20 protein-coding genes are annotated in these 22,066 nt (G+C 60.5%); 8 read left to right on the forward strand and 12 right to left on the reverse strand.

Annotated features, from left to right (window positions below; genetic code table 11):
- Nucleotides 1-22 precede the first annotated feature (22 nt).
- The 3 genes from FHT73_RS07650 (at nt 23) to zwf (ending at nt 3,584) form a co-directional block, all read left to right on the forward strand.
- Complete coding sequence (locus tag FHT73_RS07650) at nt 23-1,063, forward strand: zinc-dependent alcohol dehydrogenase family protein (RefSeq protein ID WP_183710727.1); 1,041 nt, start codon at nt 23-25, stop codon at nt 1,061-1,063.
- Between the two features lie 57 nt (nt 1,064-1,120).
- Complete coding sequence (gene tam, locus FHT73_RS07655; RefSeq protein ID WP_183710729.1) at nt 1,121-1,891, forward strand: trans-aconitate 2-methyltransferase; 771 nt, start codon at nt 1,121-1,123, stop codon at nt 1,889-1,891.
- 172 nt (nt 1,892-2,063) lie between these two features.
- Nucleotides 2,064-3,584 carry a glucose-6-phosphate dehydrogenase gene (gene zwf / locus FHT73_RS07660; protein WP_183710731.1) on the forward strand — a complete coding sequence of 507 codons (1,521 nt, stop codon included), beginning with the start codon at nt 2,064-2,066 and terminating at the stop codon, nt 3,582-3,584.
- Nucleotides 3,585-3,721: 137 nt separating this feature from the next.
- On the opposite strand, the gene FHT73_RS07665 is transcribed toward zwf, so the two are convergent.
- A complete protein-coding gene (locus FHT73_RS07665; protein WP_112398226.1) occupies nt 3,722-4,117 on the reverse strand; it encodes a hypothetical protein in 396 nt (131 codons plus the stop codon).
- A 324-nt stretch (nt 4,118-4,441) separates the two neighbouring features.
- Here FHT73_RS07665 and FHT73_RS07670 point away from each other — a divergent pair, with 324 nt between their 5' ends.
- Nucleotides 4,442-5,956, forward strand: a complete 1,515-nt coding sequence (locus FHT73_RS07670) for a helicase HerA-like C-terminal domain-containing protein (RefSeq protein ID WP_183710733.1) — start codon at nt 4,442-4,444, stop codon at nt 5,954-5,956.
- Between the two features lie 155 nt (nt 5,957-6,111).
- Here the strand turns inward: FHT73_RS07670 and FHT73_RS07675 are convergent, their stop codons facing one another.
- Both FHT73_RS07675 and FHT73_RS07680 read right to left on the reverse strand, forming a co-directional pair.
- On the reverse strand, nt 6,112-6,888 hold the full coding sequence (locus tag FHT73_RS07675) for a VOC family protein (protein WP_183710735.1): 777 nt from the start codon (nt 6,886-6,888) through the stop codon (nt 6,112-6,114).
- A gap of 218 nt (nt 6,889-7,106) precedes the next feature.
- A complete protein-coding gene (locus tag FHT73_RS07680) occupies nt 7,107-7,832 on the reverse strand; it encodes a thioredoxin family protein (protein ID WP_183710737.1) in 726 nt (241 codons plus the stop codon).
- Between the two features lie 70 nt (nt 7,833-7,902).
- Here FHT73_RS07680 and FHT73_RS07685 point away from each other — a divergent pair, with 70 nt between their 5' ends.
- Complete coding sequence (locus FHT73_RS07685) at nt 7,903-8,349, forward strand: MarR family transcriptional regulator (protein ID WP_112335582.1); 447 nt, start codon at nt 7,903-7,905, stop codon at nt 8,347-8,349.
- On the opposite strand, the gene FHT73_RS07690 is transcribed toward FHT73_RS07685, so the two are convergent.
- From FHT73_RS07690 to FHT73_RS07710, 5 genes are all read right to left on the reverse strand, one after another.
- Complete coding sequence (locus tag FHT73_RS07690) at nt 8,336-9,106, reverse strand: RES family NAD+ phosphorylase (protein WP_183710738.1); 771 nt, start codon at nt 9,104-9,106, stop codon at nt 8,336-8,338. The two genes, FHT73_RS07685 and FHT73_RS07690, sit on opposite strands and share 14 nt — an antisense overlap.
- Complete coding sequence (locus tag FHT73_RS07695; protein ID WP_183710740.1) at nt 9,066-9,449, reverse strand: MbcA/ParS/Xre antitoxin family protein; 384 nt, start codon at nt 9,447-9,449, stop codon at nt 9,066-9,068. The genes FHT73_RS07690 and FHT73_RS07695 overlap by 41 nt, the downstream gene beginning before the upstream one ends.
- Nucleotides 9,450-9,580: 131 nt before the next feature.
- Nucleotides 9,581-10,003, reverse strand: a complete 423-nt coding sequence (locus FHT73_RS07700; protein ID WP_069613858.1) for an organic hydroperoxide resistance protein — start codon at nt 10,001-10,003, stop codon at nt 9,581-9,583.
- Nucleotides 10,004-10,273: 270 nt separating this feature from the next.
- On the reverse strand, nt 10,274-11,005 hold the full coding sequence (locus tag FHT73_RS07705) for a L,D-transpeptidase family protein (RefSeq protein WP_015339157.1): 732 nt from the start codon (nt 11,003-11,005) through the stop codon (nt 10,274-10,276).
- A gap of 161 nt (nt 11,006-11,166) precedes the next feature.
- Complete coding sequence (locus tag FHT73_RS07710; protein WP_041677288.1) at nt 11,167-11,970, reverse strand: L,D-transpeptidase; 804 nt, start codon at nt 11,968-11,970, stop codon at nt 11,167-11,169.
- A gap of 171 nt (nt 11,971-12,141) precedes the next feature.
- On the opposite strand from FHT73_RS07710, the gene FHT73_RS07715 reads away from it, so the two are divergent.
- Nucleotides 12,142-13,497 carry a methylmalonyl-CoA mutase family protein gene (locus FHT73_RS07715; RefSeq protein ID WP_183710742.1) on the forward strand — a complete coding sequence of 452 codons (1,356 nt, stop codon included), beginning with the start codon at nt 12,142-12,144 and terminating at the stop codon, nt 13,495-13,497.
- 247 nt (nt 13,498-13,744) lie between these two features.
- On the forward strand, nt 13,745-15,877 hold the full coding sequence (gene scpA, locus FHT73_RS07720; RefSeq protein ID WP_183710750.1) for a methylmalonyl-CoA mutase: 2,133 nt from the start codon (nt 13,745-13,747) through the stop codon (nt 15,875-15,877).
- 57 nt (nt 15,878-15,934) lie between these two features.
- Here the strand turns inward: scpA and FHT73_RS07725 are convergent, their stop codons facing one another.
- The 4 genes from FHT73_RS07725 to FHT73_RS07740 all read right to left on the reverse strand — a co-directional run bounded on the left by FHT73_RS07725 (nt 15,935) and on the right by FHT73_RS07740 (nt 20,455).
- Nucleotides 15,935-16,918, reverse strand: a complete 984-nt coding sequence (locus tag FHT73_RS07725; RefSeq protein ID WP_183710752.1) for an alpha/beta fold hydrolase — start codon at nt 16,916-16,918, stop codon at nt 15,935-15,937.
- 89 nt (nt 16,919-17,007) lie between these two features.
- On the reverse strand, nt 17,008-18,645 hold the full coding sequence (locus FHT73_RS07730) for a cisplatin damage response ATP-dependent DNA ligase (protein WP_183710754.1): 1,638 nt from the start codon (nt 18,643-18,645) through the stop codon (nt 17,008-17,010).
- Complete coding sequence (locus FHT73_RS07735) at nt 18,645-19,655, reverse strand: ligase-associated DNA damage response exonuclease (RefSeq protein ID WP_112605703.1); 1,011 nt, start codon at nt 19,653-19,655, stop codon at nt 18,645-18,647. The genes FHT73_RS07730 and FHT73_RS07735 overlap by 1 nt, the downstream gene beginning before the upstream one ends.
- A 29-nt stretch (nt 19,656-19,684) precedes the next feature.
- Entirely contained in the window at nt 19,685-20,455 is a 771-nt protein-coding gene (locus FHT73_RS07740; protein ID WP_112605707.1) for a carbon-nitrogen hydrolase family protein, read from the reverse strand.
- A gap of 207 nt (nt 20,456-20,662) precedes the next feature.
- Here FHT73_RS07740 and FHT73_RS07745 point away from each other — a divergent pair, with 207 nt between their 5' ends.
- On the forward strand, nt 20,663-22,033 hold the full coding sequence (locus FHT73_RS07745; RefSeq protein ID WP_112605710.1) for a TIGR03808 family TAT-translocated repetitive protein: 1,371 nt from the start codon (nt 20,663-20,665) through the stop codon (nt 22,031-22,033).
- The last annotated feature ends 33 nt before the right edge of the window (nt 22,034-22,066 follow it).

Raw genomic sequence — 22,066 nt, forward strand, 5'->3', positions numbered from 1 at the left:
GTCAAGAGACAGGAAGAACCCCATGAAAGCCATGTACTACGAGGCCTTCGAGGCAACACCCGAAATCCGCACCCTGCCAGATCCGACACCGGGCGAAGATGGCGTCGTTATCGCCGTCGGCGCGACCGGGCTCTGCCGTAGCGACTGGCACGGCTGGATGGGTCATGATCCCGATATCAGGCTGCCGCATGTGCCGGGCCATGAGCTTGCCGGCAAGGTGGTGGCGGCCGGGCGCGGCGTCGTCCGCTTCAAGGTGGGCGATCGCGTCACCGTTCCCTTCGTCTCCGGCTGTGGCCACTGCGCGGAGTGCCACTCCGGCAATCAGCAGGTCTGCCCGAGCCAATTCCAGCCCGGCTTCACCCATTGGGGTTCCTTCGCCGAATATGTCGCGATCGACTATGCCGACACCAATCTCGTCCATCTGCCAGACACAGTCGATGACGCAACGGCGGCGAGCCTCGGCTGCCGCTTCGCCACCTCCTTCCGCGCTGTTGCCGACCAAGCCAAGACCCGTCTCGGTGAATGGATCGCCGTTCATGGCTGCGGCGGCGTCGGCCTGTCGGCGATCATGATCGCGAGCGCCCTTGGCGCCAACGCCATCGCCATCGACATTTCCGACGAGAAGCTCGCCTTCGCCCGCGAATGTGGGGCAGTCGCGACCATCAATGCGGCCGAGGTCGCCGATGTGGCCGAGGCCGTACGCGAGATCACCAAGGGCGGCGCGCATGTCTCGATCGACGCGCTCGGCCATCCCACGACCTGCTTCAATTCCATCAAGAACCTGCGTCGCCGCGGCCGGCATGTGCAGGTTGGCCTTATGCTCGGCAACTATGCGACACCGCAGATCCCGATGGCACAGGTCATCGGCCATGAGCTGGAGATCTACGGCAGTCACGGCATGCAGGCCTGGCGCTATGATGCCATGCTCGACATGCTCGCCGCCGGCAAGATCGCGCCGAAGAAGCTTATCGGCCGCAGGATCAGCCTGGAAGAAGCCGTTCCGGCGCTGATGTCGCTCGATAAGGCCGAGGGCAAGGGCATCAGCGTCATTACACGGTTCTGATATATCCCGGTGCTATGCGCATCGAGAGAAACGGCAATCCAGAAAGAGGAAACACTCATGGCATGGTCTGCCGGTCAATATCTGAAATTCGAAGATGAACGCACGCGCCCCTCGCGCGACCTGCTGGCTCAGGTACCGCTGGATCGGATCGAACGCGCGATCGACCTCGGTTGCGGCCCCGGCAATTCGACCGAGCTGATCATCGAGCGCTATGGTGCTGCCGGCGTCTCCGGCCTCGATAGCGACGACAACATGCTGGAGGCGGCGCGCAAGCGCTTGCCCGGCACAAGCTTCGTCAAGGCGGATCTCGCCACATGGCAGCCGGAAGAACCGGTGGATCTGCTCTTTGCCAATGCGGTCTTCCAATGGCTCCCAAATCATCTCGATATCCTCGATGGGCTGATGGACGGGCTGAAACCCGGCGGCGTGTTTGCCGTGCAGATGCCCGACAATCTGACGGAGCATAGCCATCTGATGATGGAAGAAACCGCAAAGAACGGTCCCTGGAGCGATGCCTTCGCTAAGAAGAGCATCCGGCGCAATCCTCTGCCTGCGCCCTCGGTCTATTATAACAGGCTGATCGGCAAGTCCGTCAGGGTCGATATCTGGCACACCAACTACAATCACGTGCTGGAAAACGCAGCAGCGATCGTCGAATGGGTGAAGGGCACGGGCCTGCGCCCCTATCTCGACCATGCCGGCGACGAGCATCGCGATGCGTTCATCGCCGAATATCTGAAGCATATCGAAAAAGCCTATCCGCCGCTTGTCGACGGCAAGGTGCTGTTGCGCTTCCCGCGGCTCTTCCTGGTCGCGGTGAAGAAATAGGTTATCTATCAGCCCCGAAATGCCTGTTGGCGGCGGTGCGTCGATCCCATCGACAACCGGCGCCGGCCCGCGCTAGAACATGACAAGCCAAAGCTGAAACAGCAACAGCTCCGAGGAGATAGTCGATGTCGTCCAGAAGCCCCGAATATGGCCTCCAGAAGGAGATCCGCGCATGACCACCCCCGACGTCGCACCGGCCCCGCCGCTGACATTCGTGATCTTCGGCGCCGCCGGCGATCTCACCCGGCGCCTGCTGATCCCGACGCTGATCAACATGACCCGCAGCGGGCTTATCGGAGAGGATCTGCATATCCTCGGCGTCGGCATCGAGACCGGCGGCGCCGACATGCTGCTCGATCGCTTGGAATCGTTCCTGAAGACATCAGGCGACATGGACGATCCGGAGCGGCAGGCAGCATGGCAGAGCCTGCGCAAGCGCATCAGCTACATCTCCGGCGATTTCACCCAGAACGGCGTCTACAAGGAGATTTCGGATTATCTCTCGCATGCGCCGAGCGCCAACGCAGCCTTTTATTTCGCCGTGCCACCGCGCTTCTTCGGCGATATCGCCGAGAAACTCTCCGAAAACGGACTGATGAACGAAGCGACCGGGGCTTTCCGCCGCATCGCGATCGAAAAACCCTTTGGCCATGATCTTGCCTCGGCACAGGCTTTGAATGCGCGGCTGCTGAACCATGTGTCCGAAAGCCAAATCTACCGCATCGACCATTTCCTCGGCAAGGAAACCGTGCAGAACATCATGACGACGCGCTTCGCCAACATGATGATCGAGGCACTGTGGAACAACAACTATATCGACCACGTGCAGATCACGGCGGCCGAGCTTGTGGACGTCGGCACGCGCGGCAAATTCTACGATGCGACCGGCGCGCTGCGCGACATGGTGCCGAACCACCTCTTTCAGCTGCTGGCGATGGTGGCGATGGAACCGCCGAACAGCTTCGATGCCGAATCCATCCGCAATGAGAAGGGCAAGGTACTGAAGGCCTTGCGCGTGTACTCGCGGGATGAGGCAATCAAGAACGGCGTGCGCGGCGCCTATACGGCCGGCCCTATTGCCGGCAGGGATCTGCCGGCCTTTACCCAGACACCCGATGTCGCGCCCGACAGCAACACCGAAACCTTCGTGGCGTTGAAACTCCTAGTCGATACGTGGCGCTGGGCCGGCGTGCCCTTCTACCTACGCACGGGCAAGGCGATGAAGGCGCGGGACACGGAAGTGGTCATCACCTTCCGGCCGGTGCCCTTTGCCCAGTTCCCGCGCCACGAATCTCGCCCCGAATTGCCGCCGAACAGGCTCATCATCCAGGTGCAGCCTGACGAAGGGCTGGACATGGAAATCTCGATCAAATCGCCGGGGCTGGTGCTGAAAACCGCGCCGGTTTCGCTCGATTTCCGCTATGCCGACAGTTTCGACATCGGCAAGCAGACCGGCTACGAAAGCCTGTTCTACGAACTCTTCGTCGGCGACCAGACGCTCTTCCAGCGCGCCGACGGCATCGAAGCCGGCTGGGCGGCCGTGCAGCCCTTCCTCGACCTCTGGGCAGAAGGCGGCAAACCCGATCCTTACGCCCCCGGCAGCACAGGCCCGGCCTGCGCCGACGAACTTATCGAGCGCGACGGCCGCAAATGGCATGAGATCGATGGGACACCGAAGGGCAGGAAATTCTAACGCTGAAGAAGATCAGCCGATAGAGGCCGACTGCCTGCCTTTCACCGGGCGCAACGTGGCGAGGTCCGTCCTGCTTTCTGAACAACAAAAAGCCGCCGGGATTTGGCCGGCGGCTTTCTTTTCAAGGCAATAGCGGCCTAGATGAACTGGTGCAAGCCCGGGACGGAATTGACGACCTGGTCGACCACTTCGTCGCCGGCGTGCTGGCGGGCGGTTGCGATCGTTTCCTTGGCAAGCGAGCTGATCTCACCCATGCTGAGACCACTGCTCATCAGCTGCTGACCGAGCGCCATCAGGCCGCCACCGCCGCCGACTGCGCTGAGCAGGCCGCCGAGCAGACCACCGCCACCCGTTTCCTCGCCGTTATATTGAGCAACGAGATCGGAGGCGCCGGGAATGGATTCGATCATCTTGGTGACGGGACCATCCGGAGCTTCGCGCTGCAGGAAACCGAGAATCATGCCAACGGCCTTTTCCGCAAGGTCGGGAGCGATGCCGGCTTTGGTCGCGATCTGATCAATAACTTCGTTCACTGTGGCCTCCTGCCTTTATAACGTTAACGTCAACGTAACTGAATGAAGCAACCGACACAAGCCGCGCCAGAGGTCAACATTCTACCAGAAGCGGAACCTTGAAGCGAATGGTTGTCCCTCTTCATGCGAGTTCTTATAACAGTGTCAGGACAAATCGATGAATGGCCCTGGCAGCCTTGAAACGCTGCTGTGCCGCCGCCCTAGTACCGGATGATCTTGGATCGAATCGATCCAAGATCATCCGGTACTAGAATCAAATAGGTAGAGCATGATGCCGAAAACTAGTGACACTTTTCGGCATCATGCTCTAAGGGAGACGACACTATGCAGCAGCAGGATGGACAGATTTTCGTCGGCGCGAGCCGCAACCCCGATGAAAGCATCAATAAGGACGAGTTCCTGACGCTGAAATTCGGCAACCGCCACGGTCTTGTCACCGGCGCGACCGGCACCGGCAAGACGGTAACGCTGCAGGTGCTGGCGGAAGGATTTTCCAAGGCCGGCGTGCCCGTTTTCTGTGCCGACATCAAGGGCGATCTCTCCGGCATCGCCGTCAAGGGCGAGCCAAAGGATTTCCTGCTGAAGCGCGCCGAAGAAATCGGTCTCTCACCCTATGAATTCGATCAATTTCCGGTCATCTTCTGGGATCTCTATGGTGAAAAAGGCCATCGCGTGCGCACCACCATCGCCGAGATGGGGCCGCTGCTGCTGGCGCGCTTGATGGATGCGTCCGAGGCGCAGGAAGGCGTGCTCAACATCGCCTTCAAGATCGCCGATGAGAACGGCCTGGCGCTGCTCGATCTCAAGGACCTACAGGCGCTGCTGAACTATATGGGTGACAATGCAAGCGAGCTTTCCAGCAAATACGGCCTGATCTCAAAATCCTCTGTCGGCTCAATCCAACGGGCAATGCTCGTGCTCGAGCAGCAGGGCGCGGAAAACTTCTTCGGCGAACCGGCGCTGAAAATCTCCGACATCATGCGGGTCAGCAATGACGGATACGGGCAGGTCTCGGTGCTTGCAGCCGACAAGCTGATGATGAACCCGCGCCTCTATGCCACCTTCCTGCTGTGGCTGCTCTCAGAACTGTTCGAGGAATTGCCCGAAGTCGGTGATCCGGAAAAGCCGAAGCTGGTCTTCTTCTTCGATGAGGCGCATCTGCTCTTCAACGACGCGCCGAAGGTGCTGATCGAGCGTGTCGAGCAGGTGGTGCGCCTGATCCGCTCCAAGGGCGTCGGCGTCTATTTCGTCACCCAGAACCCGCTCGACGTACCGGAAACGGTGCTGGCGCAGCTCGGCAATCGCGTGCAGCATGCGCTTCGCGCCTATACGCCGCGCGAGCAGAAGGCCGTGCAGACAGCAGCCTCGACATTCCGGCCCAATCCGGCTTTCGATTGCACCACCGTCATCACCACGCTCGGCACTGGCGAGGCGCTGGTGTCGATGCTTGAGGGCAAGGGTGCGCCGTCCGTCGTCGAACGCACGCTGATCCGCCCGCCATCCGGCCGTATCGGCCCCGTCACCGATGGCGAGCGCCAAGCCATCATCAACGGCAGTCCCGTTGCCGGCGTCTATGACCAAACGATCGACCGCGAATCCGCCTATGAGATCCTGACCGAGCGGGCACGCAAGGCGGCTGCGCCGCAGAGCGAGAGTGCCGGCGACGGCTGGACCTTACCCGGCTTTGGCGGCGAAAGCAGCAAGCCGGCAAGCCGCGGCCGTTCGGGCTATCAGCGCGAGACGATCCTGGAAGCGACGATGAAAAGCATGGCCCGCACGGTGGCAACGCAAGTGGGACGGGCGCTGGTGCGCGGCATCCTCGGCAGCCTGAAGCGGTAGAAAAGCCACCCTCCCCTTGAGGGGGAGGGTCGGAGCGCAGCTCCGGGGTGGGGTGAACTTGGCGACCTTTGCAGGTCCGAATATCACCCCCACCCGCCGCTTTGCGGCGACCTCCCCCCTCAAGGGGGAGGTGTTACCCCCAACGGGGATAAAAACTACCGTACCGGGGCGACCAGCGAGAAGAACGCTCCCTGAGGATCGGTCGCCTGGACGATCCAGCTGCCGCCGGGGACCTCCATCGGGCCGTTGACGATCCTGCCGCCGCCTTCCGTGATACGGGTGATTGCAGCGTCGATCGCCGGAACGTTGATATAGAAATTCCAGGCAGCCATCGGCATTTCCGCGGGCTTGGTCATGATGCCGCCGAAGTCGCGATCGCCGATCTTGAAGATCTTGTACTTGCCCATCGGCCCCATGTCGAAATCGGAGCTCAGCTCCCAGCCGAACATCTCACTATAGAAATCGAAGGCCTTCGGGCCATCGTTGGAATAGAGCTCATGCCAGCCGAAATAGCCCGGTGTCGCAGGAGCCGGCGGCTCCCAATCCTGGTCCGGCAGCGGCGTGAACAGGCAGAAGGCTGCGCCGTAGGGATCGGAGACGACGGAGAATCGGCCGACGCCTGGAATATCTGCCGGCTCCCGATAGGTCTTGCCGCCCTTGGCGACAACGGTCTTGGTGGCGTCATCGACATTGGGAACGCCGATATAGCCGGTCCAGCAGGGCGGCGTGCCCATGGCCTTCGCCTCGTCGGGCAGGATCATCAAACCGGCAACCGGGCCGGCGCCGGCGCTGAACAATGTATAGTCCATGCCGACATCAGGCATGCCGGCATCCGCCGCATCCCAGCCGACGACTTTGGTATAGAAGGCTTCCGCCGCCTTCATGTCCGTCGTCATCAGCTCGTACCAGACAAAATATCCCTTCTCTGCCATGATCTCTCTCCCTATTGTGATTGTGACGGTCATCCGTCTCATCCTGAGCCTGATGTCGACGCAGGTACATGATGGCCGATGAACGTGACGGCCGAACGATGGTCAATCGGTTGATCCGTCGCTTCCTGGCGAGCAGGCTCCAGGTCTTAACTAGGCGCAAGGAGTAATAATTCGACCCCTTGCGCCGCATGGCGTAAATTTGGCAGTCTCGTCATGCTTCAATGGCAGCAGGAGCCCGCCTTCGCCGCCTCCTGATATTCGTCGTGGCGTCGCACGAAATCCATGGTGTGGCCTTCATTCCGGCCCTTCGGCGCATTGTCGAGGATCATCAGCGTACCGATCATTTCCTCGCCGCCGCGGGCATAGCTGGAATAGGTGTGAAAGATATTGCCGGCTTCATCCTTGTAGAAGGCGCTGAGACCAGGCAACTCGTCGTTGCCGTCGGCGGCGTTCATATCGTTGAAATTATAGAACACCTTTTCACCGGCGAGCTGCTCTTTGGTGAAAGAGACGTGATAGTCGAAATTGAAATCGTTGGAGAAGGACGACACCCATGGGAACTTCCAGCCCATGCGTTTCTTGTAGGCCTCTATCTTTTCGATTGGCGCGCGGGCAACGGCGACCAACGTGACATCGTGATGGTTGAGATGCGGAAGCGTTCCATCGAAATGATCGGCAAGGAAGGAGCAGCCGGTACATCCGGCATCCCAGTCCGGGCCGAGCATGAAGTGATAGACGATCAGCTGGCTGCGGCCGTCGAAGAGATCTGCAAGTGTCCTCTTGCCGGCCGACGTGTCGAAAACATAGTCCTTCTCGACCTTTACCCAAGGCAAGGCCAGGCGTGCCGCATTGACGCGATCGCGAAGATGCGTGGCCTCCTTTTCCCTGGCGAGCAGTTGACGGCGGGCTTCCAGCCACACTTCCCTAGAAACGACCTGGTTCATTGTCCGCGCCCTCCTCCGGCGTTTTCATCCCAAATCTTGACAAATACATTGATATCAATATTAATGAATCATGTCAAACGCAGTCGAAATCCCCTTTGAAACCACGCTGTTAGTGCGCGACACCTGCCTATGCCTGCATGTTCAGCGAGCAGCGCGCGCTCTTGCCCGTCGCTTTGACGAGGCGCTACGGCCGTTCGGCCTTACCAACGGCCAGTTCTCCCTGATGATGTCCCTGAACCGGCCCGTGCCGGCATCCATGGGATCGGTCACAGCACTCCTGGCAATAGACCAGACGACGCTGACGGCGGCCTTAAAGCCACTGGAACGGCGGGGGTGGGTCAATATCATGCCGAATCCAAAAGATCGACGCGCCCGCCTGCTCAGCCTCACCCCATCCGGCAAGGCAGCACTCGCCGCCGCCGTGCCAATCTGGAAGACGACGCACGCCGCGCTCGAAGAGCGACTGCCCGACGGCAGCGGTGACCGCCTGCGCAGCGATCTTGCTATTCTGCTTTGAATTGCGCCTCAGATAGCCGTGGATCGCCCTCGAAATCCTGTCTTTCGAAGCCGATGCGGCGCCGTGGGAATTCGCACAGCGCCTGTACCCCGACGCGCGACAGCCGGATGCGCCAGGTCTGGCGTTCAACGGGTTCGCGGGCAGAGAAGGCTCTGGCCGTGAGCAGCGCTATGTTCATGCCTTCGCGAGGATCGCGGACGGAACGATAGAGGATTGCCTCGATGCCGCCGGTTCGCGCTGCCTCTGCAAGCGACTGGCAAGCCTCATAGTCGATCGGATCGGTCCACAGCTGCCGATCGCGATCCAAGGGAGACGCAGTCAGATCGATCGCCGCCTTCGTCGTAATCGCAGCAGCAAAGGCAGTATATTCGGCGGCATTGGCGGGCAACGGCGTATCGGGGGAATCACGGAAGAAGAGCAGCCGATAGAAGCTCATTTCAGCCAGGGCCGTCTCCACCTGCTCCGAGGCATAGAAGACTCCGAGCGTGCGGCCGGCGCGACGGAAACGGGAACCGTGGGGATAGATCGCCCCATAGCGAAAGGGTGTGGCAAGGAGATAGTCGAGCCCGGCGCATTCAGGCGGTAGAACCGGCTTGCTTTCCTCGAGGATGCTTTCGAGGAGCGCCTGCTCCTCCAACGTGTCCACGAGCTTCAGCGTCGAGACCTGATGCTGCGATTCCACCAGCCGCCAATATTGGCCGGAAATAGCCTTTGCCTCAGACGAGAGCTCGGCGGGCGTCCAGATAGGCAAGGACATCGGTCAAACCAGAAATCGAGATGATCTTGTCGATCGGCGCTGCGCCAAAGGCGATATTGCCGTTACGCAGCCATTGCCGCGCCACAGCCTCGTCGCCGCCGACGATAGCATCGAGCGAACGAAAGAGACGAACAAGAAGCACGGCAAGTTCGAAAGGCTTGCTATCGCGCTCCAACAGATGATCCTGCCTCTTCATGCGCGACACCGTCGCCTCCGACACGCCAATGACGGCCGCCAGGATACGGGCGTTCAATCCCAGCCTTTCGGCAGCGTTGACGACGGCCTTTGTCATGACGAGTGCTTCGGCGGGCATCGTCTGGCCTATTGCCTGGGTTTTTATCATGGCCACTTCCTTTCATAAGAAAAGATATAGCATATTTCTTGCAAAAGAAAAGGAACGGCAGATCAAACTGCCGCTCCTTTTCAATATATTCCGTATTTCCGGCCTTCAATCGACCGGCGGCGCGTTTCGCATCAGACAACAGCAACCGGCACTTCGGTCGAGGTGCGCATGGCGTGGCTATAGGGGCATACGATATGGGCGGCAGCGGCGAGCTTTTCAGCCTCGGCCTTGTCCATGCCGGGGATATGAACTGCCAGAGACACTTCGATGCCGAAGCCGGTGCCATCTGCGCGCGGACCGATGCCGACAGTGGCCGTGACCTTTGCGTCTTCCGGAATCTTGACCTTCTGCTGGCCTGCAACAAATTTCAAAGCGCCCAGGAAGCAGGCGGAATAGCCGGCTGCAAAGAGCTGCTCCGGATTGGTGCCGGTAGCGCCATCACCACCGAGCTCCTTGGGAACAGTAAGCGTAACGTCAAGGACGCCATTTTCGGAAACTGCATGGCCGGCGCGGCCACCGGTGGCGGAAGCTTTGGTCGTATAGAGAATAGGCATGTCATGTCTCCTTCGGTTGGATGGATTTTATATACATCGCGATTTAATCGCGCGCAATATATATTTTGCAATTGTTTCGAGAAAGTGAATGCGACAATGCCGTCAATACGAGGATAGCGATGGTGTGATATAACGGAGAGCCGGTCTACGCGACCAGCGCCGGCAGCCGAGGGTCAAGTTGGCAGTGGTTTTGGGGCACCGGGCAATTCCGGTCAGGGCGGCAAACAAAAAAGGGCGCCAGTGACGCCCCTTTTTTTCAATGATGCGGTATCAGGCCGTGACCAGGATCGGCGCCCGCTCTGGAACGCGATCATAGAGATCGATGACATCCTGGTTCAGCAGACGGACGCAGCCAGAGGAAACGGCCTTGCCGATGGAGCGCCAGTCGGGGTTGCCATGCAGGCGATAAAGCGAATCCTGTTTATCCTCGAAAATATAGAGAGCACGCGCTCCTAACGGGTTCTTCAGGCCCGGGTCCATGCCGCCGTTGGCGATGGAATATTTCACAAGCTCCGGCTGGCGGGCGACCATTTCATCCGGCGGATTCCAGCGCGGCCATTTCTTGCGCCACTGGATGACGCCCCGGCCCTGCCAGGCAAAACCTTCGCGGCCGACGCCGATGCCGTAGCGCATCGCCGTGCCCCCTTGCTCTGTGACATAGAGCATGCGCTGGGTTGTGTTGACGATTACGCTGCCGGGTGCCTCGCCGGTGGGGTCGACCACCCGCTGACGATAGAAGCGCGGATCGATCTGCTGGTAGGGAACCGCCGGAATGATGAAGCCGCCATCCTCGACGGAAGCGTAGATTACGGCTGGATCGGGTTGCTCGCCGTCATAGCTGGAGAACCAGGTGCGGAACGGCCTCGGCGAGCCGGTATATTGAACCGGGCTGACGACGGGGCCGCTGTTGATGGTGGAGGCACAGCTGGCAAGGGTCGAAACAGCGCCGAGACCAGCAAGAGCGAGGAAATTACGTCGGGATAAGGATGAAGGAAGGCTCATGTCGACAGCATAGTTCCTTTGGTGGAGGAAGCGAAAACCCGCATCAACAGGCTGATTCGGTTCCCCGAGAGGTTCGCAGAGACAGAGGCAAAACTAAAGAGCGCTAATCATCCCGACTATCGCACTTATGCAACATCACGAAAATTTGTGGTAAAATACTGCTACAGAACGACAATTTCCGCCTTTTCAGGCACTCGATTGTAGAGATCCATCACGTCCTGGTTGAGCATACGAACGCACCCAGAGGATGCGGCCTTGCCGATCGACTGCCAATCCGGCGTACCGTGAACCCGATAAAGTGTATCCCGGCCGCCCTGATAGATGTAGAGCGCACGCGCGCCAAGCGGGTTGGTCGGCCCCGGATTCATGCCGCCGCGCTCGGCCGATAGCGGCCTGATCTGCGGGTCGCGCGCGACCATTTCGGCCGGCGGCGTCCAGCGCGGCCATTTCTGCTTCCACTGGATCACGCCCCTGCCATGCCAGGCATATCCGGCAGCACCGAGGCCAACGCCATAGCGCATTGCCTTGCCACCCGGCTCGACGAAATACAGGAAATGGTCGCGCGTATCGACAACGATGGTGCCGGGGCGCTCCTTGGTCTGGTAGTCCACTTCCTGCCGTAGGAAGCGCGTGTCGATGCGCTTATACGGGATGGCCGGCAGCGTGAAATCATCCTCGCTGCGCTGTGCATACATGGCCTGATGCACCGGATTGAAGGTCGGCAGACCATAGGTCTGATGGAATTGCGTCTGGAAGAGATCGCGTGCCTGCGGCACGGGCTGCACCGGCAGGCGTTTTACCCTGTTCGGCTCGATACCCTCGGGACGATAGAAGACCGGCGTGGTTTCCTGCACGAAACGATCCGGGTCGGTGGCGCCCGTGTCAGGGATGATGCTGCAGGCGGACAATGCTGCCAGAGAGGCAAGAGCGAGCAGGCGATAGGAAACGGGCAGCAGATCGACCATTCTCGGAAACCAGTTGGGACACATCGGATCGGCCGCATAATGACCGCCGCGGCTGGAGCGAGGCTGGCGTCGAGCACCAGATAGCGCGAGCGAAGATATTGCACGGATCGACCAAACTTCTGTTTTCCCATGCGGCATCATGAGCTAGATCATTGTTGGACGGAGGATCGTATGAATATCGACAGTCTCGACCCGAGCATCTTCGGCCACGCCGACCAAAAGACCTGGCTGAAGCTGGTGGAACGGGCGTTGAAAGGCAAGGATTTCCAGGAAGCGCTGGTATCGCGAACGGACGATGGCATCGCCATCCAGCCGCTTTACGAGCGGCGGCGCGATTATGCTCCGCTCTCGCGTCAGCGGGCCGAGCTGCCCTGGACGGTGATGCAGCGCATGGACAATCCGGACCTCGAGCAGGCAATGGTGCAGCTCAGCGATGATCTTGCCAATGGCGCAAGCGGTATCAGCCTCGTCTCCAGCAGCTCCCCTTCGGCCTTCGGCATCGGCATGGATGCTCAGTTGCCAATCTTTTCCGAAGTGCTGGCGGCAGCATCCGCCAAGACGACAACTCTGCGCCTCGATGGCTTTTCTTCCAGCGTCGCGAAAATGATGGCAGCCTCGATTGTTGATGGGGGTGCCCAAAGTTTGCATCTTGGACTCGACGCTTTCTTGGCAGCCGAAAATTTTGCCAATTTTTCGAGCGACATCAAATACTTCAAAGAAGTGAAGCCGGCTAGGACGATCGTCAATGCAGACGGTCGCATGGTGCATAATGCCGGCGGGACCGAAGTGCAGGAGCTGGCGGTCATGGCCGCAAGCCTCGTCGGTCATCTGAGATTGCTCGAAGAGGCTGGCCTTTCGCCGGAAGCAGCGCTTGCGGCAACCAGCCTCTGCCTTTCGGCCGATCAGAACCAGTTCATCACAACCGCGAAGATGCGCGCCGCACGGCTGATTTTTACCCGGATCGCCGAGGCCTGCGGCGTCGCCAATCCACAGCCGGCGCATCTCTTTGCGGAGACGAGCTATCGCATGCTGACCCGCCTCGATCCGGAGACGAACATTCTGCGCAATACGATCGCGGTCTTTTCAGCCGGCGTCGGCGGCGCCGACGAGATCTCCGTTCTGCCGCACAGCCTGACACACGGCATTCCCGATCCGCTGGCGCGGCGTCTGGCGCGCAATACGCAGACGATTCTGGTGGCAGAGAGCCACTTGGATCATGTCGTCGATCCCGCCGCTGGAGCCGGTGGCATCGAGACGCTGACCGATGCACTAGCCGAGCGGGCCTGGGATATCTTTATCGAGATCGAAGGCCAGGGTGGATTGGCGAAGGTCATTTCCAGGGGTCGCCTGGCGGCGATGGTTGCGGAGGCGCGCGCGAGCCGCATCGCCAAGCTGATCGTGGGGACGACGCTGTTTGCCATGAAGACCGAGCGGCCGGTGACGGTTTTGGGGCCCTTGGGTCCGATTGCCGGCGGGATGGGGTTGATGCCGGTACGGTTGGATGAGGGGGCGGAGAGACGAGAATGAATATCGCATCCGCGGAGAGTGCACACCCCCCTCTGTCACTTCGTGACATCTCCCCCACAAGGGGGGAGATCGTTTCACGCCAAGATTTAACGTCATCGACTATTGCAACCTCCACCACCGCAGACAAAATGCTTGTTTGGGGCGGAATGGCTCCGCGGGTTTCCAATCTCCCCCCTCGTGGGGGAGATGTCGCGAAAGCGACAGTGGGGGGTAACGCAGCCTCCATATTCACGAAGGCACCGGTTCAATGACCCGTATCCCCGACTTCACCACCATCCCCTGGGCCAAGCTGAAAGCAACGGCGCCAACAATCGACGCCCCAGCCTGGGAAACTCCCGAAGGCATCAGCGTCAAGCGCTCCTACCGCGAAAGCGACCTTGCCGGCCTGAAGTTTTTGGACACCTATCCTGGCGCTGCGCCATTTGTGCGCGGCCCCTACCCGACCATGTATGTCCAGCAGCTCTGGACCATCCGCCAATATGCCGGCTTCTCCACGGCGGAAGAATCCAACGCCTTCTATCGCCGCAACCTTGCGGCCGGACAGAAGGGCCTTTCCGTCGCCTTCGATCTTGCCACCCACCGCGGTTATGACAGTGATCATCCGCGGGTGGCGGGCGACGTCGGCATGGCGGGTGTGGCGATCGATTCCATCCTCGACATGCGCCAGCTCTTCGATGGCATTCCGCTCGACGAGATGAGCGTCTCGATGACCATGAACGGCGCGGTACTGCCGATCATGGCGCTTTATATCGTCGCAGCGGAGGAACAGGGCGTTTCCGAGGACAAGCTGTCGGGCACGATCCAGAACGACATCCTCAAGGAGTTCATGGTCCGCAACACCTATATCTATCCGCCGCAGCCCTCCATGCGGATCGTTTCGGACATCTTCAGCTATACCAGCCGGCGCATGCCGAAGTTCAACTCCATCTCGATCTCCGGCTACCACATGCAAGAGGCTGGCGCGACGGCGGATCTGGAGCTCGCCTACACGATTGCCGACGGCATCGAATATGCGCGGGCCGGCGTCGCAGCCGGGCTCGATATCGACAGCTTCGCCCCCCGCCTCTCCTTCTTCTGGGCCGTCGGCATGAACTTCTTCATGGAGGTCGCCAAGATGCGCGCCGGACGGCTGATCTGGGCGGCGCTGATGCAGAAGAATTTCGCGCCGAAGGACCAGAAATCCCTGGCGCTCAGGACCCACAGCCAAACCTCCGGCTGGTCGCTGACGGCGCAGGACCCGATGAACAACATCATCCGCACCATGGTCGAGGCGATGGCGGCCACACAGGGGCATACGCAATCGCTCCATACCAATTCCTTCGACGAGGCGCTGGCGCTACCGACGGATCATTCCGCCCGCATCGCCCGCAACACGCAGATCCTGCTGCAGAAGGAATCGGGGACTACAGGGATCATCGACCCCTGGGGCGGTTCGGCCTATGTAGAGCGGCTGACCCATGATCTTGCCGCGCGCGCCCTTGCCCATATCGAGGAGGTCGAGGCGCTCGGCGGCATGGCGAAGGCGATCGAAAAGGGTATTCCGAAGCTACGGATCGAGGAAGCCGCGGCCCGAACGCAGGCGCGCATCGACAGCGGCCATCAGACCGTGGTCGGCGTGAATTTTTCCAAACCGGTGCAGGATATCGAAGTCGATGTCCTGAAGGTCGAGAATTCCGAGGTGCGGGCACGCCAGCTTTCCCAGCTGCAGCAGCTGAAGGGCACCCGCGAGACGGCCGTCGTCGAAACAGCCCTCGACGCTCTGACGGAAGCGGCACGAACCGGCACCGGCAACCTGCTCGATTTTGCCGTCAAGGCTGCGAGAGCAAGAGCCACGGTCGGCGAAATCTCGCTGGCGCTGGAAAAGGCCTATGGCCGGCATGTCGCCGAGATCAGGACCATCTCGGGCGTCTATCGCCAGGAAGTCGGCGACGCCGACCCCGCCTTCAACAAGGCTGTCGCCAAGGTCGAAGCCTTCCGCAAGATGCGCGGCGAAAAGCCCCGCATCCTCATCGCCAAGATGGGCCAGGATGGGCACGATCGCGGCCAGAAGGTCATCGCCACGGCCTTTGCCGATCTCGGCTTCGATGTCGTCGTCGGCGCGATGTTCCAGACGCCTGAGGAAGTCGCCGACGTCGCCGTGCGCGAAGGCGTCGACATCGTCGGCGCATCGTCGCTTGCCGCCGGTCATCTGACGCTGGTGCCGGAATTGAAGGAGGCGCTCATCCGGCGTCATGCCCGCAACATTCTGATTGCGGTCGGCGGCGTCATTCCGCCGCAGGATTTCGCGGCGCTGGAGGCCGCCGGCGCCGACGCAATCTTTCCGCCCGGAACCGTGATTGCGGAAGCGGCGACAGCACTGATCGAGAAGCTTATGGCGTAAAAAGCGACGTGCGAAGAGGCTCCGGCTCATTTCCCGCACCGCTCTTTAGGGGCTGGTTTAGACGGCCACGCTCTTGAAGAATTCGATACTCTGCGCGATCTCACCCGGCAGCGCCGAATTATGGCTGCCCGGTACGGTCGCCATCTCCATCTTCACGCCTGCGGCTGTCGCTCGCTTCGAAAGCAATGCCAAGCGCGAATCAAAATGCGCCTCTTCAGTCCCGTGGAACAGCTTTACAGGGCTTTTGAAACTGTGCGCATAGCAGAGCGGCGAGCGCATCTGATATTCACGCGGGTTCCCGGTGTTGAAGCGGATATCCTGCGGATAGCGGCCGAAGAAGGCGTAGGCATCCGGATTGCCTGATATGGGCGCGACCGCCCGGAAGCGATGGGTCGACATTGCTGCCAGCATGGCGAGCGTGCCGCCGATGCTGTGCCCGGCCAGGAACATGCGGTGTGGATCGACACCCGGCAGATGCCGCAGCCGGTTTGAAGCGGCCAGCACATCGGCAACTTCGTCGTAAAAACCCGAAAAATTACCCTTCTGGCCGTTTTCTCCACGCATGGAGGGTATCATGACGACGTAGCCGGCCTCGACATAAGGCTTCATCAGCTGCCAATGCCCCTGGCCGATGGCGTTGCCGCCATGCAGGAACAACACGGCCGGCTTCGGCTTCTCCGAGCGCGTATAGCGGGAAACCCAGGCAACGAGCTCCAGTTCCTCGCCAACGCCGCTGCGATAGAAAAGCCGTTCGGCCGTCGATGGCGTAACAAGCCGCTCGTAGATATCGGGGGCCGGTCCCTTGCTCAGGAGATCGGTTCGAAACAGGTGGCGTTCTTTGGCATAGTCACCCGAAAGCAGCGGCGGGGCATCCTCGGCCTTTTCATCGCTCCGGGCGATCGCCTTTGTCTCGGCGGGCTTGCTGCCTGTGGTGCTGTCATCAGCCGCCCTGACGATTGCGGGCGCAAAAAGCGTGACGGCGATGCCGGCAAGAACGCTGCGGCGATTGGGACGAAATGCGTTGTCGTGAGACATGGTCATGAGCTCTGTCTAAATGTCCCGGCGCAGCGCAAATCTGCACGGGTTGAAAGGCAAGGCCAACTCACTTTGTGGTGAGGAATCGCCCTCGCCTATTCATCGACAACCGGAGCCTTGGCGTCAATCATCGCGATCAAAGTTTCCAGCCTGTCGGCCTCGTAGGGTGGCTTGTCGGGCCGTAGCCTTGCAACGCGGGGAAAGCGCATGGCAACGCCGGATTTATGGCGGGTGGAACGATTGATGCCTTCGAAGGCGACCTCGAGGACGAAACCGAAATCGCGATCGGCACGCACGGCACGCACCGGGCCGAAACGATCGACCGTGTTGTTGCGCACGAACTTGTCGAGCACTTCCAGCTCGGCATCGGTAAAGCCGAAATAGGCCTTGCCGACCGGAACCAGCTGCTCGCCCTCGGGCGTCATCGCCCAGACGCCGAAGGTGAAATCGGAATAGTAGCTGGAGCGCTTGCCATGGCCCCGTTGTGCATACATCAACACGGTATCGACATTGTAGGGATCGCGCTTCCACTTGAACCATGGGCCTTTGGCGCGGCCCGCGAGATAGGCGCTGTCCCCGCGCTTGATCATCACACCTTCGATCACCGGATCGGGCGGCGCGGAGCGCAACCGGTCGAGCTCCTCCCAGGAGGAGAAATCAACGAGCGGCGACAGATCGAAACGGTCGTGCGGTGCTGCTTCGATAATCTCCGTCAGTCGCTCGCGCCGATCGAGGAAACCGCGGGCGCGCACGTCCTCCGCGCCGTCAAAGAGGAGATCATAGGCACGGATGAAGGCCGGAAACTCGTCCAGCATCTTCGAAGTCACGGTCTTGCGGTTGAGGCGCTGCTGCAGATCGGAAAAGCTGCGCGTCGGGTTGTTGGAACGCACCGTGCCGCCGATCAGCAGCTCGCCATCCATCACGCCTTCGAAGTTCATCATATCGACGATATCCGGGAAGGCGCCTGAAATATCGTCGCCGGAGCGGGAATAGAGCTTGCTCGTGGCGCCCGAGCGCGAAAGCTGGACGCGGATGCCATCCCATTTCCATTCGGCGGCGAAATCACTGGGGTCGAGGCCCTCAAGATCGCCCGGTTCGACAGGGTTGGCAAGCATGACGGAATGGAAGATCGCCGGCGTCGCCAAAATCGGCTTCTCGCCCTTGCCCTCAAGCCAGTGGAACAGGCTTTCATAGGGCGGTTGCAGGCCATGCCACAACGTCTCGACTTCCGTTACATCCTTACCACTCATCTCAGCCAGCGCCTGCTTGGCAAGCCGAGCTGAGACGCCGATGCGCATCGCACCCGTCGCGAGCTTTAAGAATGCGAAACGGCCCGAAGTATCCAGCCGATCAAGCAGATCGCGGACGAAGCTACGCACCTCCGTCCGGCCAAGTGCATTCATGTTGCGGACGACTTCGCCAAGCTTCGGCTGCTCGCCGGCAGGGCGCTCGATGTCACTCTCCTTGTCCCATACCAGCGAGATCGTCTCAGCGAGATCACCGACATAATCGTAGGAGTAGCGGAACAGCACCTCGTCCATACGCTCGAGAACAAGTTCGCGCAGCATGGCGGGCTTGACGTTGCGCACCTCGAGGGTGCCGGCAATGGCGGCCAGACCATAGCCACGGTCGGGATCGGGCGTATCGCGAAAATAATCGGTCAGCAGCTTCAGCTTGCCGTTGCGGCTCGGCGTCAGCACCAGGCGATCGAGAAGGTCGGCAAAGGCTTTCATCAATCGCCCTCGTCTTCATAGCCGATGAGATGCAGCGGCTTGGCGGCGATGCCGTGCAGCTCGCACCAGCGTACCAACGCCTCTTCGCGGCCGTGGGTGACCCAGACCTCGCTCGGCTTCAGATCGGAGATCGTCTCGGTCAGTTCGGGCCAGTCGCAATGATCCGATATGACCAGCGGCAGCTCGACGCCAAGCTGCTTGGCACGCTGGCGCACCATCATCCAGCCGGAAGCGAAAGCCGGCAGAGGATCGTGAAAACGCCGCGCCCAACGATCCTGAAACGCAGAAGGCGGGCCGACGACGACGGCGCCGTGGAAGATCGACTGATCGCGGCTTTCGATGGTGGCCGGCTTGAGTTCGCCGAGCGCGATGCCCTGGCTCACATAATAATCGCAGAGTGTTTCCAATGCGCCGTGAATATAGATCGGCTTGTCATAGCCGGCATCGCGCAGCAGGCGGATGACGCGCTGCGCCTTGCCGAGCGCATAGGCGCCGATCAGATGCGTTCGTTCCGGAAACTGGCGAAGCGAACCCAGGAGCTTGCGCGTCTCAGCCATCGGATCCGGGTGATGGAAAACCGGCAGCCCGAAGGTCGCCTCGGTGATGAAGACGTCGCAGGGGACCGGGACATAGGCTTCACAGGTCGGGTCCGGCCGGCGTTTGTAATCGCCTGAGACCACGATGCGCAGCCCATCCTTCTCCACGGCGATCTGCGCCGAGCCGAGCACATGGCCGGCCGGATAGAACTGCACCTTGACGCCATTGATCGTCACTTCCTCGCCGAAGGCAACCGCCTGCTCCGAGCCGGCAAAATCATCGCCGTAGCGGATGCGCATGATATCGAGCGTCTGGCGCGTGGCGAGCACATGGGCATGGCCGGAGCGGGCATGATCCGAATGACCATGTGTAACAAGAGCCCGCTCGACCGGTTGCACGGGGTCGATATGGAAGCCGCCGATCGGGCAGAACAAGCCCTCGGGCGCCGGATAAAGCAGTTGATCGGGTCTCATGAGTAAAGAGGATAGCGCGATTTGCACGATTAGGTAGCGATGGCGGCAGCTTTTTGATCGAATCCGGGTATCGGTTGCCGATACGGCAGATCGAAGACGAGAGCATCCTCGCAATAGGGCTTGGCCTTGGCGACGACGACGCCGTTCGGATCGACGATAGCGGTGCTGCCGTAGCTCACCCAGCCGTCGTCATTGCTGCCCACGACATCCGACGCCATGACCCAGCAGCTCGTATGCCTGGCGCAGATCTGCAGCCCCGAGATCCCCGGCTTGTGCCACATCTCGGCTTTATGGGGCCGAAGCATGAGATTGACGGGATTGCAGATGAGGCCTGCCCCCTTTTTGGCCACGCGGCGAGCGGTGTAGGGATATCGGAGATCGGCGCAGATATTGATGCCGAAGCGCCAATTCCCCTCCTCCCAGATCGGAAAATCCGTTCCGGGCATGCAACCCTTCTCTAGCGGATGTGCCTTGGCATAGACCCCGATGATTCGACCAGATTTGACGACTAGAGCACTGTTGTAGACCCCATCGTCCCTCCGCTCGAAAAAACCGACGACGGCTGTCGTTTTCCCCCCTGCGAACCGGGCGACAAGCGCATTCAAACCGGGATCGTTCAACGAAAGCGCGCGGCGTCTGGCGATGGCTTCGTTGTAGCTGTGCCCCTGCAGATAGCATTCTGGAAAGAGGGCGAGATCAATGCCTTCAGCTTCCGCCCAGGCGAGATCGCGTGCCAAAACCTCGGCCGCCTGCTCGACGGCGTCGAAAAGTGCCAGACGTTGAAAGGCCGCGATCCGCATGCTGGAGGGGTAACATGCACGGCGAGTCGCCCCTAGCTCAAATGGATTAGGTGCAGGTCATCGCCTGTACAGGACTGGTAAATGGAATAGAAAGAGGTCGAGGCTCTTGGCCGACCGAAAGCGTTTGAAGAGCGCCATCTGTATCAAAACGGCACAGGCAGCGTTGGCACGATTTCTGCTTCGTAAGATCCGTTCCAGGAGCTCGCAATGATCCAACGCCGCACCTTTGTCGCTTCCCTCGCCGCCTCGGCAGCGACCGGCCTGCTTGCGCCGCGCGTTTTCGCCGCGCCGCTCGCCAAGATGGCCGGTGCCGAGCTACGCGGACCAATCGACGCCATTGCGCTGAAAACGACGCCGGGCGCCGGCGATTTCAAGAGCGGCAAGCTGCAAGCGATGATCGACAATGCGGCACGGGCCAACATGCCGCTCTTCCTGCCGCCGGGCACATACAATATCTCCAACCTGACGCTGCCGGATAATACCCGCATTACAGGCGTTCCCGGCGCCTCGCGGCTCATCTATAGCGGCGACGGCCATTTGATGAATGCTGACAAGGCCAAGCGTATCGAGCTTTCCGGCCTCGTGCTCGATGGCGGCAATCGCTGGCTTGCCGATTATGCCAGCGGCCTTCTGCAATTTACCGGCGTCGATGAGGTGCTGATCGACAATTGCGAAGTTACCGGCAGCCGCAAGCATGCTCTGCAGCTCGAACGTTGCGGCGGCCGGATCGAGCGCAACCGCATCTCCGGCGCGGCGGACGCTGGCATCTACTCCGTCCAGTCAACCGGATTGACGGTGGCAGGCAATCGCGTCGAGGATTGCGGCAATGGCGGCATCCTCATCCATCGTTGGGACAAGGCCGAGGATGGGAGCAGTGTCATCAACAACCGCATTGCCCGCATTCGCGCCAATGGCGGCGGCACCGGCCAGAACGGTAATGGCATCAACGTCTTCCGCGCCGACGGCGTCACGGTTTCTGGCAATCAGATCGCCGACTGCGCCTTCACCGCCATCCGCGCCAATTCGGCATCGAATGTGCAGATCTCGAACAATCAATGCCTGCGTTCGGGCGAAACGGCCATCTACTGCGAATTCGAATTCGTCGGCGCCACGATCAACAACAACCTTGTCGATGGCGCAACGAACGGCATCTCGGTCACCAATTTCGACAAGGGCGGAAGGCTCGCCTCGGTAACGGGCAATGTCATCCGCAATCTTTCGCTGACAGCGCCCTATGCGCAGGATGGCGGCTTTGGCATCGGTATATCGGCCGAGGCCGATACGCTTGTTGCCGACAACGTCATTGAGAATGCGCCGCTCTGGGGCATGCGGCTCGGCTGGGGGCAATATCTCCGCAATGTCGTCGCGACAGGTAATATCGTCAGACATGCCGGCATCGGCTGCGTCGTCTCGGTTGCGGATGGTGCCGGCTCGGCGGTGATTGCGGGCAATCTCTTCCAGGAGATGCAACAAGCTGCGATCATGGGCTTTCGCTGGGACAAGCCTGCATCGGACGACCTCACCAAGGGAAGCGCGCAGTTCCCGCAATTGACCATCGAAAACAACAGACTGGCTTAACGCATGCCGCGCAAAAATATGCAGCGGTTTTGC

It is taken from the genome of Rhizobium sp. BK098 (assembly GCF_014193155.1).
In the GTDB taxonomy this organism is placed as follows: Bacteria; Pseudomonadota; Alphaproteobacteria; order Rhizobiales; family Rhizobiaceae; genus Rhizobium.

Bases quoted from the DNA above. Each gene is read 5' to 3' on its own strand.
- FHT73_RS07650 (WP_183710727.1), top strand. From the start codon at position 23: ATGAAAGCCATGTACTACGAGGCCTTCGAGGCAACACCCGAAATCCGC.
- tam (WP_183710729.1), top strand. From the start codon at position 1,121: ATGGCATGGTCTGCCGGTCAATATCTGAAATTCGAAGATGAACGCACG.
- zwf (WP_183710731.1), top strand. From the start codon at position 2,064: ATGACCACCCCCGACGTCGCACCGGCCCCGCCGCTGACATTCGTGATC.
- FHT73_RS07670 (WP_183710733.1), top strand. From the start codon at position 4,442: ATGCAGCAGCAGGATGGACAGATTTTCGTCGGCGCGAGCCGCAACCCC.
- FHT73_RS07675 (WP_183710735.1), bottom strand. From the start codon at position 6,888: ATGGCAGAGAAGGGATATTTTGTCTGGTACGAGCTGATGACGACGGAC.
- FHT73_RS07680 (WP_183710737.1), bottom strand. From the start codon at position 7,832: ATGAACCAGGTCGTTTCTAGGGAAGTGTGGCTGGAAGCCCGCCGTCAA.
- FHT73_RS07685 (WP_112335582.1), top strand. From the start codon at position 7,903: ATGTCAAACGCAGTCGAAATCCCCTTTGAAACCACGCTGTTAGTGCGC.
- FHT73_RS07690 (WP_183710738.1), bottom strand. From the start codon at position 9,106: ATGTCCTTGCCTATCTGGACGCCCGCCGAGCTCTCGTCTGAGGCAAAG.
- FHT73_RS07695 (WP_183710740.1), bottom strand. From the start codon at position 9,449: ATGATAAAAACCCAGGCAATAGGCCAGACGATGCCCGCCGAAGCACTC.
- FHT73_RS07700 (WP_069613858.1), bottom strand. From the start codon at position 10,003: ATGCCTATTCTCTATACGACCAAAGCTTCCGCCACCGGTGGCCGCGCC.
- FHT73_RS07705 (WP_015339157.1), bottom strand. From the start codon at position 11,005: ATGAGCCTTCCTTCATCCTTATCCCGACGTAATTTCCTCGCTCTTGCT.
- FHT73_RS07710 (WP_041677288.1), bottom strand. From the start codon at position 11,970: ATGGTCGATCTGCTGCCCGTTTCCTATCGCCTGCTCGCTCTTGCCTCT.
- FHT73_RS07715 (WP_183710742.1), top strand. From the start codon at position 12,142: ATGAATATCGACAGTCTCGACCCGAGCATCTTCGGCCACGCCGACCAA.
- scpA (WP_183710750.1), top strand. From the start codon at position 13,745: ATGACCCGTATCCCCGACTTCACCACCATCCCCTGGGCCAAGCTGAAA.
- FHT73_RS07725 (WP_183710752.1), bottom strand. From the start codon at position 16,918: ATGACCATGTCTCACGACAACGCATTTCGTCCCAATCGCCGCAGCGTT.
- FHT73_RS07730 (WP_183710754.1), bottom strand. From the start codon at position 18,645: ATGAAAGCCTTTGCCGACCTTCTCGATCGCCTGGTGCTGACGCCGAGC.
- FHT73_RS07735 (WP_112605703.1), bottom strand. From the start codon at position 19,655: ATGAGACCCGATCAACTGCTTTATCCGGCGCCCGAGGGCTTGTTCTGC.
- FHT73_RS07740 (WP_112605707.1), bottom strand. From the start codon at position 20,455: ATGCGGATCGCGGCCTTTCAACGTCTGGCACTTTTCGACGCCGTCGAG.
- FHT73_RS07745 (WP_112605710.1), top strand. From the start codon at position 20,663: ATGATCCAACGCCGCACCTTTGTCGCTTCCCTCGCCGCCTCGGCAGCG.